Consider the following 14737-nt stretch of genomic DNA (forward strand, 5'->3'; position numbering starts at 1 on the left):
CCTCCGTATCCCCGGTCATGGTGCCGCCCCCACGGCGCCCGTGGCGAGGGGAGTACGGAGAATGCAGCGCAAGCGGATCGCCGTTGCGGCGGTCGCGATAGCGGCGACAGGGGCGGCGGTGGCGTTCACGTTGCCGTCGATGGCGGGCACCACACCGAAGGGCGGCACGGCCCCGCGTGCCGTGGCGGCCGACGGTGTCGCCCCCCAACTGCTCGCGGCAATGCAGCGCGACCTCGGTGTCGACGGCGACCAGGCGCAGGCCCGGCTCAAGCGGGCCGCCTGGGCGAGCCGCGTGTCGTCCGCCCTGGCCGCGGAGACCGGCAGTGACTTCGGCGGCGCCTGGCTGGCCGACGACGGCACCACGCTCAAGGTCGCGGTCACCGATCGCGCCGCCGCCCGGCAGGTCAAGGCCGCCGGCGCCGAAGCGGTGCTGGTCGAGCGCAGCGAGCAGGCGCTGGACACCGCCAAGGAGAAGCTGGACGCCGCCAAATCGGATGCCGGCGACCTCACCGGCTGGTTCGTGGACGTGGCCACCAACAAGGTGACCGTGGTGGCGCAGCCCGGCGACACGAAGTCGGCCTGGACGTTCGCCGCGGAGGCCGGGCTGGACCGGGACGAGGTGGCGGTGAAGACCGCGCCGCGCCCGCAGCCGCTGGCCGACGTCCGTGGCGCGGACCCGTACATCATCAACGGCAACGCGCGCTGCTCGATCGGCTTCGCGGTGCAGGGCGGGTTCGTGACCGCCGGGCACTGCGGGCAGCCGGGTGACGTCACCACCGATCTCGGCGGTGGCGCGCAGGGCACGGTGCAGGCCTCGGTGTTCCCCGGCGAGGCGGACATGGGCTTCGTGGCGGTGAACGGCGACTTCGCCGACGAGCTGCTGCCGGTGGTCAACGACAACTCGATCAACGGCAACGTGGGCGAGCTGCTGCCGGTGGCCGGCAGTGACGAGGCCCCGGTGGGCGCGGCGATCTGCCGCTCCGGTTCCACCACGGGCACCCGCTGCGGCGTGATCCAGGCGAAGAACCAGACGGTGAACTACCCCGAGGGCGCGGTCACCGGCCTGACCCAGACCGACGTCTGCGCCGAGGGTGGCGACTCCGGTGGGCCGTGGCTCTCCGGCGACCAGGCCCAGGGCGTGACCTCCGGCGGTTCCGGCGACTGCACGGTCGGCGGCACCACGTTCTTCCAGCCGGTCAACGAGATCCTGGCCGCGAACGATCTGACGCTGATCACCTCGGGCGGCGCCCAGGAGCCTCCGGCCGAGCAGCCCCCGGCGGAAGAGCCGCCCGCCGAGGACCCGCCCGCCGAGGACCCGCCGGCTGAAGAGGCCGGTGCCTGCGACAACCTGCCGATCCAGCGTGACGGCTCGCTCTCCCGCCAGGGTGTCGGTCAGGCCCAGCCGGACGGCGGGGCGTTCCGCTCCGGCGCCGGCCGGCAGACCGCCTGCCTCCAAGGACCGGACGGGGCCGACTTCGACCTCGTGCTGCAGCGCCTGACCGTGCGCGGGTTCCGCAGCGTGGCGCAGGCCACCGGTGACGACGTCAAGCAGCTGACCTTCAACGGCCGGTCCGGCACCTACCGGTACGTGGTGGTCTCCTCCTCCGGGAGCGGCGCCTACCAGCTCGGCTTCCAGGTCCCGTAACACCCACGGACTGCTGCCCCGCCCCGGTCTTCCTCCGTCCGGGGCGGGGCAGCACCGCGTCTAGGCTCACTACCGTGTTCCGCACCATCGCCTATGCCGCCGCGGCCGCGCACTACGCGTTCCTGGCCTTCGGGGTGCTCGGCGGCTTCCTCGCCTGGCGCTGGCCGCGGCTGATCTGGTGGCAGGTGGCCGGCGCCCTCTGGCTGGTGCTGGTGGTGGCAGCGAGCCTGGTGTGCCCGCTGACCTGGGTCGAGGACCGCGCCCGCGAGCGAGCCGGCATGCCGCCCAAGCCCGGCGGTTTCCTGCACAACTACGTCGAGGGCGTCTTCTATCCGGCCGGTCACGAGCGCGCGGCGATGGTCGTGGCGGGTGTGATCGTGCTGATCTCCTGGGCCGGACTCTTCTGGCGGAGGCGCGGTCAGCGCGCCTGACGGATGGATGGGCGTCTTCCCGTTACCGTGGTGACCATGGCGGGCCGAACTCCTCCGGCGAGCCGGGGCCGTGCTGCGTCCAGCACCCGCGGCGCCGCGTCCCCGCGCGCCCGCAAGTCGACCACCAGCAAGGCCGCCGCCACCCGCCGCCAGCCCGCCAAGCGCGCGCCCGCCCGCCGCACCCCGGTCCGCCGGCAGAGCACCGCCTCGGTGATCGGCCGCGGCGTCGGCGCGCTGTGGATGGGCCTGGCGCACAGCGTCGGCTGGGTGGCCCGCGGTGTGGGCCGGCAGGCCGCGACCGCCAAGGACATCGATCCCGAGCACCGCCGCGACGGTGGCGGGCTGCTGCTGCTGGGCCTGTCGATCCTGGTCGCGGTGGCGGTCTGGGTGGGCAGCGCCGGGCCGGTCGGAGCCCGGATCGCGGACGCCGTCCGGCTGTTCTTCGGCGGCCTGTCCGTGCTGCTGCCGCTGCTGCTGCTCTATGGCGCGATCCGGCTGATGCGCAAGCCCGCCGATCCCGAGCACCGGGGTCGCTCGGTGGTCGGCTGGAGCGCGATCATCGTGGCCACCGCCAGCCTGCTGCACATCGCGCAGCGGCCGGTGGACGACGTCGCGATGGACCGGTCGGGTGGACTGATCGGCTACGGCGTCGGCGCCCTGCTCGAGCGGGCGGTCACCGGTTGGGTGGCCGTACCCCTGCTGATCCTGCTCTTGATCTTTGGTCTGCTGGTCATCACGGCGACGCCCATCAACAAGATCCCCGAGCGGGTGATGCTGCTCGGCGACATCCTGATGGGGCGGTCGACCGAGCGTGCCCCGCTGCCGGACGGCGATCTCGACGAGACCCCCGAGCCGGAGGACGACGCCGAGGAGGAGCCGGTCAAGACGCGTCGGCCCGCTCGTCGCCGGCAGGGATCGCTGGCCGATGTCGGGCTGGCGGACGAGGACGAAGAAGACCCGATCGTGCACGACACGGTCGTGTTGCCGGCGGCGAGGAAGAAGCCGGAGCCGCCCGAGCACTCGCCGCTGCCGACCCGCGCCGAGCAGCTGGACATCAACTCGGTGCCGGGGGACTACCGCCTGCCGCCGCCGAACATCCTCGGCAAGGGCAGCACCCCGAAGACCCGCAGCAAGGCCAACGACGAGGTGATGAACGCGCTGACCGGCGTGTTCGACCAGTTCAACATCGACGCCCAGGTGGTCGGCTTCACCCGCGGCCCGACCGTGACGCGTTACGAGGTCGAGGTCGGACCGGGCGTCAAGGTCGAGCGGATCACCCAGCTCTCCCGCAACATCGCCTATTCGGTGAAGTCGCCGGACGTCCGGATCCTGTCGCCGATCCCGGGCAAGAGCGCGGTCGGCGTGGAGATCCCGAACACCGACCCGGAGAACGTGTCGCTCGGCGACGTGCTGCGCTCGCGGGCGGCCGCCGCCGACCACCACCCGATGCTGGTCGCGCTCGGCAAGGACATCGAGGGCGGCTTCGTGGTCGCCAATCTGGCCAAAATGCCGCACATCCTGATCGCCGGCGCGACCGGCGCCGGCAAGTCGTCGTGTCTGAATTCGCTGCTGGTATCCATCCTGACCCGGGCCACCCCGGACGAGGTGCGGCTGCTGCTGGTCGACCCCAAGCGGGTGGAGATGACCTCCTATGAGGGCATCCCGCACCTGGTGACGCCGATCGTGACCAATCCGAAGAAGGCCGCGGACGCCCTCGAGTGGGTGGTCCGCGAGATGGACATGCGCTATGACGACCTGGCCGCCAACGGGGTCCGGCACGTCGACGACTTCAACCGCAAGGTCCGCAGTGGCGAGATCGTGGCGCCGCCGGGTTCCGAGCGGGTGATGAAGCCGTACCCGTATCTGCTGGTGATCGTCGACGAGCTGGCCGACCTGATGATGGTCGCCCCGCGCGACGTCGAGGATTCGGTCGTCCGGATCACCCAGCTGGCCCGCGCGGCCGGCATCCACCTGGTGCTGGCCACCCAGCGGCCGAGCGTCGACGTGGTGACCGGCCTGATCAAGGCCAATGTGCCGTCCCGCCTCGCGTTCGCCACGTCGAGCCTGGCCGACTCGCGGGTCATCCTCGACCAGCCCGGCGCGGAGAAGCTGCTCGGCCGCGGCGACGGCCTGTTCCTGCCGATGGGGGCCAGCAAGCCGGTCCGGATCCAGGGCGCGTGGGTGGACGAGAAAGAGATCCGCGACGTCGTCAAGTTCTGCAAGGACCAGCGCGAGCCGGAGTTCCGGCCAGATGTCACCGAAGCGCCGGTCAGCAAGAAGAAGGACATCGACGAGGACATCGGCGACGACCTCGAGGTGCTGATCCAGGCCATCGAGCTGGTCGTCACCTCACAGTTCGGCTCCACCTCGATGCTGCAGCGCAAGCTGCGGGTCGGTTTCGCCAAGGCGGGACGCCTGATGGACCTGATGGAGACCCGCGGCATCGTCGGCCCGTCCGAGGGCTCGAAGGCCCGCGAGGTGCTGGTCAAGCCGGATGAGCTGGAAGAGACCCTGGCAGCGCTCAAGGTCGGGGAATAGGACCGGTAGCCTTGGCGGAGTGTCCGCTACCCCAGCTCCGCGCCGTGTCGCCCTCCTGACCCTCGGCTGTGCCCGCAACGAGGTCGACTCCGAGGAGCTGGCCGCCCGCCTGGATGCCGGCGGATGGCAGGTCAGCACCGATGCGGACGGCGCCGACGTGGTGCTCGTCAACACCTGCGGCTTCGTCGAGAAGGCCAAGCAGGACTCGATCGAGACGCTGCTGGCCGCGGCCGACACCGGCGCCAAGGTCGTCGCCGCCGGGTGCATGGCCGAGCGTTACGGCAAGGAGCTGGCCTCCTCGCTGCCCGAGGCCCAGGCGGTGCTCGGCTTCGACGACTACACCGACATCGCGGCGCGGCTCGACGGCGTGCTGGCCGGTGAGCGGTTCGACGCGCACACCCCGCGGGACCGCCGCGAGCTGCTGCCGCTGACGCCGGTGCAGCGGCAGTCGGCCAAGGTGGTCGTGCCCGGCCACGCCACGGTCGACGAGCACACCCCGGCCCACCTGCGCCCGGTGCTGCGCCGCCGTCTCGACTCCGGGCCGGTGGCGAGCCTGAAGCTGGCCAGTGGCTGCGATCGCCGCTGCGCATTCTGTGCGATCCCGGCATTTCGCGGAGCGTTCGTCTCCCGCGATCCGCAGGAGCTGCTGGCTGAGGCCGAGTGGCTGGCCAAGACCGGCGTGCGCGAGCTCGTCCTGGTGAGCGAGAACAGCACCTCCTATGGCAAGGACCTGGGCGACCCGCGCGCGCTGGAGAAACTGCTGCCGCAGCTGGCCGCGGTGGACGGCATCGTGCGGGTGCGGGCCAGCTATCTGCAGCCCGCCGAGACCCGGCCCGGTCTGGTCGAGGCGATCGCCGGCACGCCCGGTGTCGCGCCGTACTTCGATCTGTCCTTCCAGCACTCCAGTGAGCCGCTGCTGCGCCGGATGCGCCGTTTCGGCTCCACCGAGAAGTTCCTGGACCTGCTCGCGTCCGCCCGCGCCCTGGCGCCGGAGGCGGGGGCGCGGAGCAACTTCATCGTCGGTTTCCCCGGCGAGACCAAGGCCGACGTGGCCGAGCTCGAGCGTTTCCTGAGCGAGGCCCGGCTCGACGCCATCGGCGTCTTCGACTACAGCGACGAGGACGGCACCGAGGCCGCGGGTCTGTCCGGCAAGGTGCGTCCCGACGCGATCAAGCGACGGTACGACCGGATCAGCGCGCTCGCCGACGAGCTGTGCGCCCAGCGCGCCGAGGACCGGCTGGGTTCCGTGGTCGAGGTGCTGGTGGACACGGTGGCGGACGACGAGGTCGAGGGCCGCGCCGCGCATCAGGCGCCGGAGGTCGACGGCTCCACGACGCTGGTCGGCGGCTTCGGCATGCGGCCGGGTGACCTGGTCCGGGCGCGGGTCACGGCGACCGAGGGCGTGGACCTGGTCGCGGAGCCCTTCGAGATGATCTCCGCGGCCACGTGAGCCCCTCGTGAGCCTTTCGTGACCGAGGAGCCGGCGCCGGTCGTCGTGCCGTTGATGAACCCGGCCAACGTTCTCACGGCTGCCCGGATCGTCCTGGTACCGGTCTTCCTGTCCCTGGTGGTCGCCTCCGGCATGACGTCGACCGGCTGGCGGATCGCGGCCTGCCTCACCTTCTGCGTGGCGTCCGCGACCGACTTCGTGGACGGCTGGGTGGCCCGGCGCTACCACTGGGTCACGTCCTTCGGGAAGGTCGCCGATCCGATCGCCGACAAAGCCCTTACGGGTACCGCCCTGGTGCTGCTGTCGGCATATGGCGTGCTGCCGTGGTGGGTGACCGTGCTGATCCTGGTGCGCGAGTGGGGCGTGACGGCGCTGCGCTTCTGGGTGCTGCGGTTCGGCGTGATCCCGGCCAGCCGGGGCGGCAAGGTCAAGACGGCGCTGCAGATCGCGGCCATCGCCTGGTATCTGTGGCCGGCCCCGCCGCCGGCCGACGCGGTGGGTCCGTGGCTGATGGGCGCGGCGCTGGCGGTCACCATGGTCACCGGCGTCGACTACGTCCTGCAGGCCCTGCGAATGCGGCGCCGATGACCTCCGGCCCGGTCGAGCGGCCGGTCGAGCGGCCGGTCGAGTGGCTCGTCGAGCGGCTCATCACCCGGCGCGAGACGGTCGCCACCGCCGAGTCCTTGACCGCCGGGCTGGTGGCGAGCACCCTGGCCGAGGTTCCCGGCGTGAGCGCTGTTCTGCGCGGCGGCCTGGTGGTCTATGCGACCGAGCTCAAGCACTCCCTGGCCGGCGTCTCCTCGGCCCTGCTGGACGAGCGCGGGCCGGTGGATCCCGAGGTGGCACTGGCCCTGGCGGACGGCGCCCGGCAGCGGTGCGACGCCGACTGGGGGCTGGCCACCACCGGTGTGGCCGGGCCCGATCCGCAGGACGGCAAGCCGGTCGGGCTGGTCTATGTCGCGGTCGCCGGGCCTGCGGGCGCGGTCGTCGAGGAGCTCCACCTGGACGGCGGCCGGGCCGCGGTGCGTGCCGCAAGCGTGACAGCGGTGTTAAACCTCCTCGTCCGGCAGTTAGCGCAGGTCAACCCCCTGATGTAGCCCCGGGCCTGCGGGAATGCCACTCCGCGCGGCCTCGTTGCGAGAGGGGCCGGTCCGGGGTGGTCCCGGATTTCGGCGGGGCGGGATGTCGGCGTGGCCCGCAGCGGGTACGGTTGCGGGAAGCCTCCGGCGGCTGCCGGCGGCCCTGCCGCAGGAGGAGGTGCCATGGTCCTGCTACGCCGGGTTATCGGTGACGCATTGCGTGCGCGCCGGCAGGGACAGCACCGCACTCTGCGCGAGGTGTCCACCGCCGCGAACGTCAGCCTGGGTTACCTCTCCGAGATCGAGCGCGGGCAGAAAGAGGCGTCGAGCGAGCTGCTCGCCGCGATCTGCGATGCCCTGGGCGCCCGCCTCTCCGAGGTATTGAGCGAGGTCAGCAACACGCTGGCCGTCGCCGAGGGCATGGAGGGCGTGCTCGCCCCCGTGCAGGAGCGCTCCGACGAGACCCCGATCCGCAAGGTCGCCGATGGCGACGTGCGCGTTTCGGTCCGCCAGGACTCTCCGCTCAAGACCACTCTGCGCACCACACGCAAGCGTGGGCGTGACATGATCTACGCCGCCTGATCTCGGCGTCGCTCGACTGCTCCGGCAGGCGTAATCTCAGCTAAGGGTGTTTGGAGATGTCCCTGAGAACACCCTGAGGTCACGTGACGACGGTGGCATGGGGCTGCAACGATGGATTCCGGATTCATCTAGCCGATCGAGCGACATTGAGGGGTATGGCGATATGGCGAACCCGTTCGTCAAGGGCTGGCGTTACTTTTTGGCGCTCTTCGGCGCAAAGATCGACGAGTATGCCGACCCGAAGGTCCAGATCCAGCAGGCCATTGAGGACGCGCAGCGCCAGCACCAGGCGCTCGTCCAGCAGGCCGCCGCGGTGATCGGTAACCAGCGGCAGCTCGAGATGAAGCTGTCGCGCCAGATGTCCGAGGTCGAGAAACTGCAGGGCATGGCCCGGCAGGCGCTGGTGCTGGCCGACCGGGCACGGGCCGGCGGTGACGAGGCCGAGGCCGGCAAATACGAGCAGACCGCCCAGACGCTCGCCACCCAGTTGGTCTCCGGCGAGCAGTCGATGGAAGACCTCAAGACGCTGCACGACCAGGCGCTCTCCGCGGCCGGCCAGGCGCGCAAGGCGGTGGAGAACAACGCGATGGTGCTGCAGCAGCGCATCGCCGAGCGTTCCCGCCTGCTGAGCCAGCTCGAGCAGGCCAAGATGCAGGAGACGGTCGCCAAGTCGCTGGAGTCGATGTCGTCGCTCGCCGCTCCCGGCAACACCCCGTCGCTCGACGAGGTGCGCGACAAGATCGAGACGCGTTATGCCAACGCCATGGGCCGCGCCGAGCTCGCGTCGAACTCGGTCGAGGGCCGCATGCTCGAGGTGCAGAAATCGAGCCTCGACATGGCCGGCTCGTCCCGGCTCGAGCAGATCCGCGCGAGCATGGCGGGCGACCAGCTCGGCAGCGGTTCGGCGCAGCCGGCCGTCGAGGACAAGGCGGCTTCCGCGCCGGCCTCCGACCCGGCGACCGTGGCCCGGCTCGACGAGATCCGGGCCACCATGAACCAGAAGCGCGGCGACACCACGGCCGCCGGCTGATTCCGATGGACGAGCGGACGCGCCATTTCCGGCAGCTGCGGAGGCTGCGCAGTTCCGCACGCCGATGGAGTGTCGTCGGTGGCGGTCTGGCCGCCGCGACCGCGGTCCTGACGCCCTATGCGGGCATCGGCATCGCGGACGCGGTCTGGGCCGCGGCCGCCGGCGGATCGGTCGCCCTCGCCTTCTGGCGGCATCGTGACCACCGCGAGCTGGCCGCGGTCGAGCCACCGCCGGCCCCGCCGCCCGCGATTCCCGGCGCCAAGCTGATCGCCGCGGTCGAGCGGTTCCCGGCCGGCCGCAGCATGCTGCAGGAGGTGCGCCGTCACAAGGAGCGTTACGCGCTGCGTGGCTCCGCGGTGGCCAAGGCATGGGACCGGCTCGACCGGGCCTCGGTGACGCTGCAGGCGCTCGCCGCGCGGCTCACCGGCCCGGGCCAGGAGGCGCTGCTCGAGGCGGCCACCGCCGAGGAGTGGCTGCGAGACCTGGGTCAGCGGGTGGCCGGCGTGGAGCGGGCGATCCCGCTCAGCCCGGCCGATCAGCGATCCGCGCTGGAGACGTCGCACGAGAGCCTGGCCGGCCAGTTCACCGAGGGCGTGACGGCTTATGAGCGGCTCGTCGCGGCGGCGGCGAGCTGGGTGGCCGAGGACGGCCAGCCGGTGGCGGACGAGCGGCACCCGAGCTTCTTCCGCCTGGTCGAGGCGACGGATCGGCTGCGTGGCCTGGCCGAGGGCCTTTCCGAGCTGCGGCGTTACGGCAACTCCGCGGCCTGACACGTCGGGCACCAATAGGTCACTCGTTCGTCCAGGTCGGCCTTGCGGATCGCGGTGGCGCATCGGCGGCACGGTTGCGCGCGGCGGCCGTACACATAGCTGGTCTCACCGCGCCGCAGCGAACCGGTCGTGGTCTGGGTCCACCTGCCCTTGTTGTTCGCGACCAGTTTCTGCGCCAGCGTGGCCAGGCCCTCGAGGTCCTTGACCTGCCCGACCGGCGTCCACGGCCAGAGTCCGCGCAGGAAGAGCGTCTCGGCCTTGTAGAGGTTGCCCACCCCGGCCAGGTTGCGCTGGTCGAGCAGCGCCTCGGCGACGGTGACGTCGGGCTTGCGGGCCAGCCGCCGGGCCGCCTCGGCCGGGTCCCAGTCGTCGCCGAGCAGGTCCGGGCCGAGGTGGTCGAGTGATTTCTGCTCGTCGGCGGTCGGCAGCAGAGCGACCTCGTGCAGGTGGTAGCCGACCGCGACCGACCTTTTGCTTTTGAGCACGATCCGGATCAGGTGCGCCGGCCGGCCGGACCAGCGCTCGCCCGGCCGGAAGATGCGCCAGGTGCCGTCCATCCGCAGATGCGAGTGCAGCGTGAGGGCCTTCTCCCCACGGACGAGTCGCAGCAGCAGGTGCTTTCCGCGGCTCGCGGACGCGGTCACCTCGAACCCGGACAAATCGGTGGTCGCCAGCTGCGGCACCCGGAAGTCGGATCCGGTCAGCACCTCGCCCACGAGCGCCTTCTCCAGCACTCGCGCGGTGTTCCAGACGGTATCGCCCTCCGGCATAATCCCTATCCTGCCCGCAATCCGGTCTGTCACTCTGCTGGGATGGATCTGGACATCGCGACGCTCGCGGACGACCCGGGCCGCTGGGATCAATGGGACCAGCTCGACGGCTTCTGGCCCACCTTCATGACGCAGGATCCGACCGGCAGCTTCTATTTCGGCTACCTGGCCGAGCATTTCGCCGCCCACTGCCTGCTGGCGATCGACCGGCAGACCGGCAAGGCGGTCGCCAAGGCGCATTCGGTGCCGCTCTCGCACGCCGATCCGATCGACGAGGGTCTGCCCGAGGGCGGCTGGGACTGGGCCATCCGCACGTCGGTGCACGATCGGCTGCGCGGTGCGACGCCGGTCATCGCGTCCGCCCTCGAGATCACCATCCGGCCCGACGTGCGCGGCACCGGGCTCTCCGGCGTGATGCTCAATGCGATGCGGGACAACGTCGCCAAGCTGGGCTTCCGAGACCTCGTCGCGCCGGTGCGGCCGACCGGCCGGCAGGGTCAGATCTTCCAACCCATCGACGAGTACGCCCACCGCACCCGCCCCGACGGCCTGCCGGTCGACCCGTGGCTGCGCGTGCACGCCAGGCTCGGGGCGCGCATCGTGAACGTCGCCCACGCCAGCATGGTGATGGCCGGCACGCTGGCGCAGTGGCGGGAGTGGACCGGCTTGCCGTTCGACGAGGACGGGCCGGTCGAGGTGCCGCAGGCGCTGGTCCCGGTGCACTGCGACGTCACCCAGGACACGGCGGTCTACGTGGAGCCCAACATCTGGGTCCACCACCGCATCTAGCCGCGTTGGGCCACCCGGACCAGGTCGCCGGGCTGCACGGACAGCACGACCACGGCGCGGCCGTTGTTGACCGCGATGCCGACTCGGCCCGCCGAGTCCTCATAGACGAGCAGGTCGCCGCGGTCCACATCGGCGAAGGTGGCGCCGCGGCGGGCGGACACGTTGCCGTTGACGGTGAGGTCGGTGCCGAGGCCGGTCAGGGCGCCTCCGGTGGCGGCGAGTTGCACGTTGCCGAAGCGGTCCACGGTCAGCACTTCGGCCTCGATCCAGCCGTCGCCGATGGTCACCACGGGGTCGGGGAGGCGTACCAGGGTGTCGGGGTCGATGGGCGCGCCCGCCTCACTCGGCTCGGCCCCCGCGGCGATCCGCGCCGCCGCCGGCGCGAAGACGTCGCGCCCGTGGAAGGTGCGCGCGACCTGGCCGAGCACCCAGTCCTTGTTGGACAGCTCGTAGACCGCGTCGATGCCGCCGAGCGCCTCGGCCGCCCAGATCAGCAGGCCGTTGTCCGGCCCGACGAGCGCGCCGCCCGGCGTGGAGATGACGATGCCGCGGCGGGCGGTGCCGACGCCCGGGTCGACCACCGCGCAGTGCACCGACTCCGGCAGGTAGGGCGCGGTCTGCGCGAGCACCGCGGCGCCCCGGGCCACGTCGGCGGGTGGCACGTGATGGGTCACGTCGATCACCCGGACCTCCGGGTTGATCCGCGCGATGGACCCGTGACAGGCAGCCACGAATCCGTCGAACGTGCCGTAATCCGTGGTGAAGCTGATCCATCCATAGCGGCCCATGGTCGTCTACGTTATCCGGTGCGCACGCAGAGTGTGCGGCAGCCCACCCTCGCGAGTCTTCCGATACGTGGCAGGCTGGTGATCATGCGTTTGGTCATCTTCACGGAACCGCAGCAGGGCGCCACCTACGACGATCAGCGGCGGGTCGCCCAGTTGGCCGAGGACCTCGGCTTCGACGGCTTCTTCCGCAGCGATCACTACCTGGCGATGGGTGTCGACGGGCAGCCCGGCCCGTCCGATTCGTGGGTCACGCTCGGCGCGCTGGCCGTGCAGACGTCCCGGATCCGGCTGGGCACGCTGGTCACGTCGGCGACGTTCCGGCTGCCCGGGCCGCTGGCGATCAGCGTGGCGCAGGTCGACGCGATGAGCGGCGGCCGGATCGAGCTGGGCCTCGGCGGCGGCTGGTTCGAACGCGAGCACGCGGCCTACGGCATCCCGTTCCCGCCCACCGGCGAGCGCTTCGACCGCCTCGAAGAACAGCTGGAGATCATCTCGGGCCTGTGGACCGCCACCGGCCCGTATTCCTTCGCCGGCAAGCACTACCAGGTCGTCGACTCGCCGGCGCTGCCCAAGCCGGTGCAGTCACCGCGCCCGCCGATCATCGTGGGCGGCAAGGGCCCGAAGCGCACACCGGCACTGGCGGTCCGCTTCGCGGACGAGTTCAACAGCCCGTTCTCCTCACTCGCCGAGGCCACCAAGCTCTTCCAGGGGGTACGGGACACAGCCGCCGCGGCCGGCCGAACGACTCCGCTGGCGCTGTCGTCCGCGGTGGTGTTGTGCGTGGGCCGCGACGACGCCGAGGTGGCACGGCGAGCCGACGCGATCGGCCGCAGCGTGTCGGACCTGCGAGAGGCAGGCGACGCGGTGGTGGGCACGGTGGACGAGGTGGTCGACCAGATCTCCAGGTTCGGCGAGGCCGGGGCGACGCGCATCTATCTGCAGACGCTCGACCTCACCGACCTGCACCACATCGAACTGGTCGCCTCGGCCGTCGCCCCTCAGCTCACCTGACACGCTGCGGCCCGCCGGCTTGGAGGCGTCGGTGAGGGCGAGCGTCTGGCTGTGACGGTTCCGCCCGGCGGCTCACCTTCGGCCACGCCCGCCCCCGCAGGCAGCTCATCAGCCAACGGTGGACTACCCCCTCAGCCCAACCCGCAGGCGGGCTGACTCTGACCCGAAATCTGCTTGATGCCCTCGTTTTGCGCTGGCAATGTGGCCCCTCGTGTCTGAAGCTGAAACGCCGGAGGGTCACGATTCTGAGCCGCAGCACCTTGCGGTGACAGCGGAGCGGCCGCTGCGCTCGCCGGCGTTTCGTTGGTTCTTCATCGGCCGCTCAGTCTCCATGGCCGGCAGTTTCATGTCGCCGGTCGCCCTCGCGTTCGGAGTCTTGGAGATCACTGGCAGCGCGGCCTGGTTGTCCGCGGTTCTCGCCGCCGCCGTAATCCCGATGGTCGCCACCATGCTGATCGGCGGCGGCATCGCCGATCGCTACCGCCGAGACTCCGTGCTTCGGCTGACCAGCCTGGGCGCCGGCATCGCTCAGGCCGGCGTCGCCGTCGTCCTGCTCACCCACCAAAGCCCCTCGCTGCTGCTGCCGCTATCGGCTCTCAACGGCATCTTCCAAGGACTGACTACGCCAACCCTGCGAGGCATCCTCGCGAACCTGGTGTCCGGCCGCGCTCTGCAACAGGCCAGCTCGCTGATCGCCTCGGCCAGCAACACCTTCCGCATCCTCGGGCCAAGCGTCGCCGGCTTGCTGACCGCGACAATCGGCGGCGGCTGGGCAATCGCCGCGGACGCGGCCACCTTCCTCGCTGCGGCCGCCTGCTTCGCCCGGATCTCCCTGCCCGACCTGCCACCACGAGCCGTGGACGACCCCTCGATGCTGAGCGCCTTGTCCGAGGGGTGGACATACTTCCGGACCCAGACGTGGATCTGGTCGGTGACCCTGGCCTTCGCCGTCTTCAACGCGACCAACATGGGGTTCTGGCAGGTCCTCGGACCGGTGATCACGAGCGACACCATCGGCCCCCAGGGCTGGGGACTCGTGCTCAGTGCCCGCGGAGCCGGAGCGCTGCTGGCCAGCCTGGTCCTGGTGAAGCTACCGATCATGCGGCGGCCGATGACGCCGGCCTTGACCTCCATGGCGCTGGCCACCCTCCCGCTCATTCTGCTCGGCGCCGGCGCGAACCTGGCCTGGCTCATGACGGCCACGTTCGTCGCCGGCATCGTCGCCGAGTTCTTCACGGTCGTCTGGGTGACAGTCACCAACACCCACATCCCGGAACGTCTCCTCTCCCGCGTAGGCGCCCACGACGAGTTCTGGTCGTTCCTGTCCCTACCCATCGGCCAAGCCTCCGCTTCCGCCCTGGCAGCGGTGGCCGGCAACACGACGGTCGCCGTCGCGGGCGGCGGCTTAGGAGCAGCGGCAATGCTGCTGGCAGCACTCGTCCCCTCGCTTCACCGCATAGAGATCAACAACAAAGCCGCGACGGACGCCGCACACTGATCCACGCACGCCAGCGCCGAGAAATGGCGTCACGGATATCCGCGCCGATCACCGGCAGAAACTAACGGCTCCACCTTGCGCCTTGATAAGGCAGACCAGCACCGGGGCCACTTTAGGCCGCCTCACTGGGGCCTTTGCGCCGTCACAATCAAGCGTCGCGGCGATGTCGAGGTCGCGCAGCACACGATCGATCCTGCACGATCAGCCGCAGCCGCAGCCGCAGCCGCAGCCGCAGCCGCAGCCGCAGCCGCAGCCGCAGCCGCAGCCGCAGCCGCAGCCGCAGCCGCAGCCGCAGCCGAAGGCCGTGCGGTGGCTTCTGCGTGATCGGTCGGGCAATCGTAGACCGTGCGGTGGCT

14 protein-coding genes are annotated in these 14737 nt (G+C 71.1%); 12 read left to right on the plus strand and 2 right to left on the minus strand.

The genetic code is table 11. The features are described from left to right. Nucleotides 1-61 precede the first annotated feature (61 nt). The 9 genes from ACZ6TI_RS02495 (at nucleotide 62) to pspM (ending at nucleotide 9525) form a co-directional block, all read left to right on the plus strand. On the plus strand, nucleotides 62-1645 hold the full coding sequence (locus tag ACZ6TI_RS02495; RefSeq protein WP_465343191.1) for a S1 family peptidase: 1584 nt from the start codon (nucleotides 62-64) through the stop codon (nucleotides 1643-1645). A 74-nt stretch (nucleotides 1646-1719) separates the two neighbouring features. Next, nucleotides 1720-2076 carry a DUF2784 domain-containing protein gene (locus tag ACZ6TI_RS02500; RefSeq protein ID WP_465343192.1) on the plus strand — a complete coding sequence of 119 codons (357 nt, stop codon included), beginning with the start codon at nucleotides 1720-1722 and terminating at the stop codon, nucleotides 2074-2076. 36 nt (nucleotides 2077-2112) lie between these two features. After that, a complete protein-coding gene (locus ACZ6TI_RS02505; RefSeq protein WP_465343193.1) occupies nucleotides 2113-4614 on the plus strand; it encodes an FtsK/SpoIIIE family DNA translocase in 2502 nt (833 codons plus the stop codon). A 19-nt stretch (nucleotides 4615-4633) separates the two neighbouring features. After that, nucleotides 4634-6064, plus strand: coding sequence for a 30S ribosomal protein S12 methylthiotransferase RimO (gene rimO / locus ACZ6TI_RS02510; RefSeq protein WP_465343194.1), 1431 nt, complete (start codon nucleotides 4634-4636; stop codon nucleotides 6062-6064). Between the two features lie 54 nt (nucleotides 6065-6118). Continuing rightward, nucleotides 6119-6652: a CDP-diacylglycerol--glycerol-3-phosphate 3-phosphatidyltransferase gene (gene pgsA, locus ACZ6TI_RS02515; protein WP_465343528.1), complete on the plus strand. Its 534-nt coding sequence runs from the start codon at nucleotides 6119-6121 to the stop codon at nucleotides 6650-6652. Next, nucleotides 6649-7161 (plus strand): CinA family protein, encoded by a 513-nt coding sequence (locus ACZ6TI_RS02520; RefSeq protein WP_465343195.1) that lies wholly within the window; start codon nucleotides 6649-6651, stop codon nucleotides 7159-7161. Before pgsA ends, ACZ6TI_RS02520 begins: the two co-directional genes overlap by 4 nt. A gap of 165 nt (nucleotides 7162-7326) precedes the next feature. After that, nucleotides 7327-7725, plus strand: a complete 399-nt coding sequence (locus tag ACZ6TI_RS02525) for a helix-turn-helix domain-containing protein (protein WP_465343196.1) — start codon at nucleotides 7327-7329, stop codon at nucleotides 7723-7725. A gap of 163 nt (nucleotides 7726-7888) precedes the next feature. Further along, nucleotides 7889-8755, plus strand: coding sequence for a PspA/IM30 family protein (locus ACZ6TI_RS02530; RefSeq protein WP_465343197.1), 867 nt, complete (start codon nucleotides 7889-7891; stop codon nucleotides 8753-8755). 5 nt (nucleotides 8756-8760) lie between these two features. Next, entirely contained in the window at nucleotides 8761-9525 is a 765-nt protein-coding gene (pspM, locus tag ACZ6TI_RS02535; protein ID WP_465343198.1) for a phage shock envelope stress response protein PspM, read from the plus strand. On the opposite strand, the gene ACZ6TI_RS02540 is transcribed toward pspM, so the two are convergent. Continuing rightward, a complete protein-coding gene (locus tag ACZ6TI_RS02540) occupies nucleotides 9504-10295 on the minus strand; it encodes a DNA-formamidopyrimidine glycosylase family protein (protein WP_465343199.1) in 792 nt (263 codons plus the stop codon). The two genes, pspM and ACZ6TI_RS02540, sit on opposite strands and share 22 nt — an antisense overlap. A gap of 42 nt (nucleotides 10296-10337) precedes the next feature. Here ACZ6TI_RS02540 and ACZ6TI_RS02545 point away from each other — a divergent pair, with 42 nt between their 5' ends. Then, nucleotides 10338-11084 carry an N-acetyltransferase gene (locus ACZ6TI_RS02545; protein WP_465343200.1) on the plus strand — a complete coding sequence of 249 codons (747 nt, stop codon included), beginning with the start codon at nucleotides 10338-10340 and terminating at the stop codon, nucleotides 11082-11084. On the opposite strand, the gene ACZ6TI_RS02550 is transcribed toward ACZ6TI_RS02545, so the two are convergent. Then, entirely contained in the window at nucleotides 11081-11872 is a 792-nt protein-coding gene (locus ACZ6TI_RS02550) for an SAM hydrolase/SAM-dependent halogenase family protein (protein ID WP_465343201.1), read from the minus strand. The two genes, ACZ6TI_RS02545 and ACZ6TI_RS02550, sit on opposite strands and share 4 nt — an antisense overlap. An 84-nt stretch (nucleotides 11873-11956) precedes the next feature. Here ACZ6TI_RS02550 and ACZ6TI_RS02555 point away from each other — a divergent pair, with 84 nt between their 5' ends. Together ACZ6TI_RS02555 and ACZ6TI_RS02560 are read left to right on the plus strand one after the other, a co-directional pair. Beyond that, the gene (locus tag ACZ6TI_RS02555) at nucleotides 11957-12883 is read left to right on the plus strand and encodes an LLM class F420-dependent oxidoreductase (RefSeq protein WP_465343202.1); all 927 of its coding nucleotides are present in this window, start codon (nucleotides 11957-11959) and stop codon (nucleotides 12881-12883) included. Between the two features lie 265 nt (nucleotides 12884-13148). Continuing rightward, nucleotides 13149-14381 carry an MFS transporter gene (locus tag ACZ6TI_RS02560; RefSeq protein WP_465343203.1) on the plus strand — a complete coding sequence of 411 codons (1233 nt, stop codon included), beginning with the start codon at nucleotides 13149-13151 and terminating at the stop codon, nucleotides 14379-14381. The last annotated feature ends 356 nt before the right edge of the window (nucleotides 14382-14737 follow it).

Source organism: Actinoplanes sp. NPDC051388 (assembly GCF_055586225.1).

Bases quoted from the DNA above. Each gene is read 5' to 3' on its own strand.
- ACZ6TI_RS02550 (WP_465343201.1), bottom strand. From the start codon at position 11,872: ATGGGCCGCTATGGATGGATCAGCTTCACCACGGATTACGGCACGTTC.
- ACZ6TI_RS02540 (WP_465343199.1), bottom strand. From the start codon at position 10,295: ATGCCGGAGGGCGATACCGTCTGGAACACCGCGCGAGTGCTGGAGAAG.
- ACZ6TI_RS02530 (WP_465343197.1), top strand. From the start codon at position 7,889: ATGGCGAACCCGTTCGTCAAGGGCTGGCGTTACTTTTTGGCGCTCTTC.
- pspM (WP_465343198.1), top strand. From the start codon at position 8,761: ATGGACGAGCGGACGCGCCATTTCCGGCAGCTGCGGAGGCTGCGCAGT.
- ACZ6TI_RS02555 (WP_465343202.1), top strand. From the start codon at position 11,957: ATGCGTTTGGTCATCTTCACGGAACCGCAGCAGGGCGCCACCTACGAC.
- ACZ6TI_RS02525 (WP_465343196.1), top strand. From the start codon at position 7,327: ATGGTCCTGCTACGCCGGGTTATCGGTGACGCATTGCGTGCGCGCCGG.
- ACZ6TI_RS02520 (WP_465343195.1), top strand. From the start codon at position 6,649: ATGACCTCCGGCCCGGTCGAGCGGCCGGTCGAGCGGCCGGTCGAGTGG.
- ACZ6TI_RS02505 (WP_465343193.1), top strand. From the start codon at position 2,113: ATGGCGGGCCGAACTCCTCCGGCGAGCCGGGGCCGTGCTGCGTCCAGC.
- ACZ6TI_RS02545 (WP_465343200.1), top strand. From the start codon at position 10,338: ATGGATCTGGACATCGCGACGCTCGCGGACGACCCGGGCCGCTGGGAT.
- ACZ6TI_RS02495 (WP_465343191.1), top strand. From the start codon at position 62: ATGCAGCGCAAGCGGATCGCCGTTGCGGCGGTCGCGATAGCGGCGACA.
- pgsA (WP_465343528.1), top strand. From the start codon at position 6,119: ATGAACCCGGCCAACGTTCTCACGGCTGCCCGGATCGTCCTGGTACCG.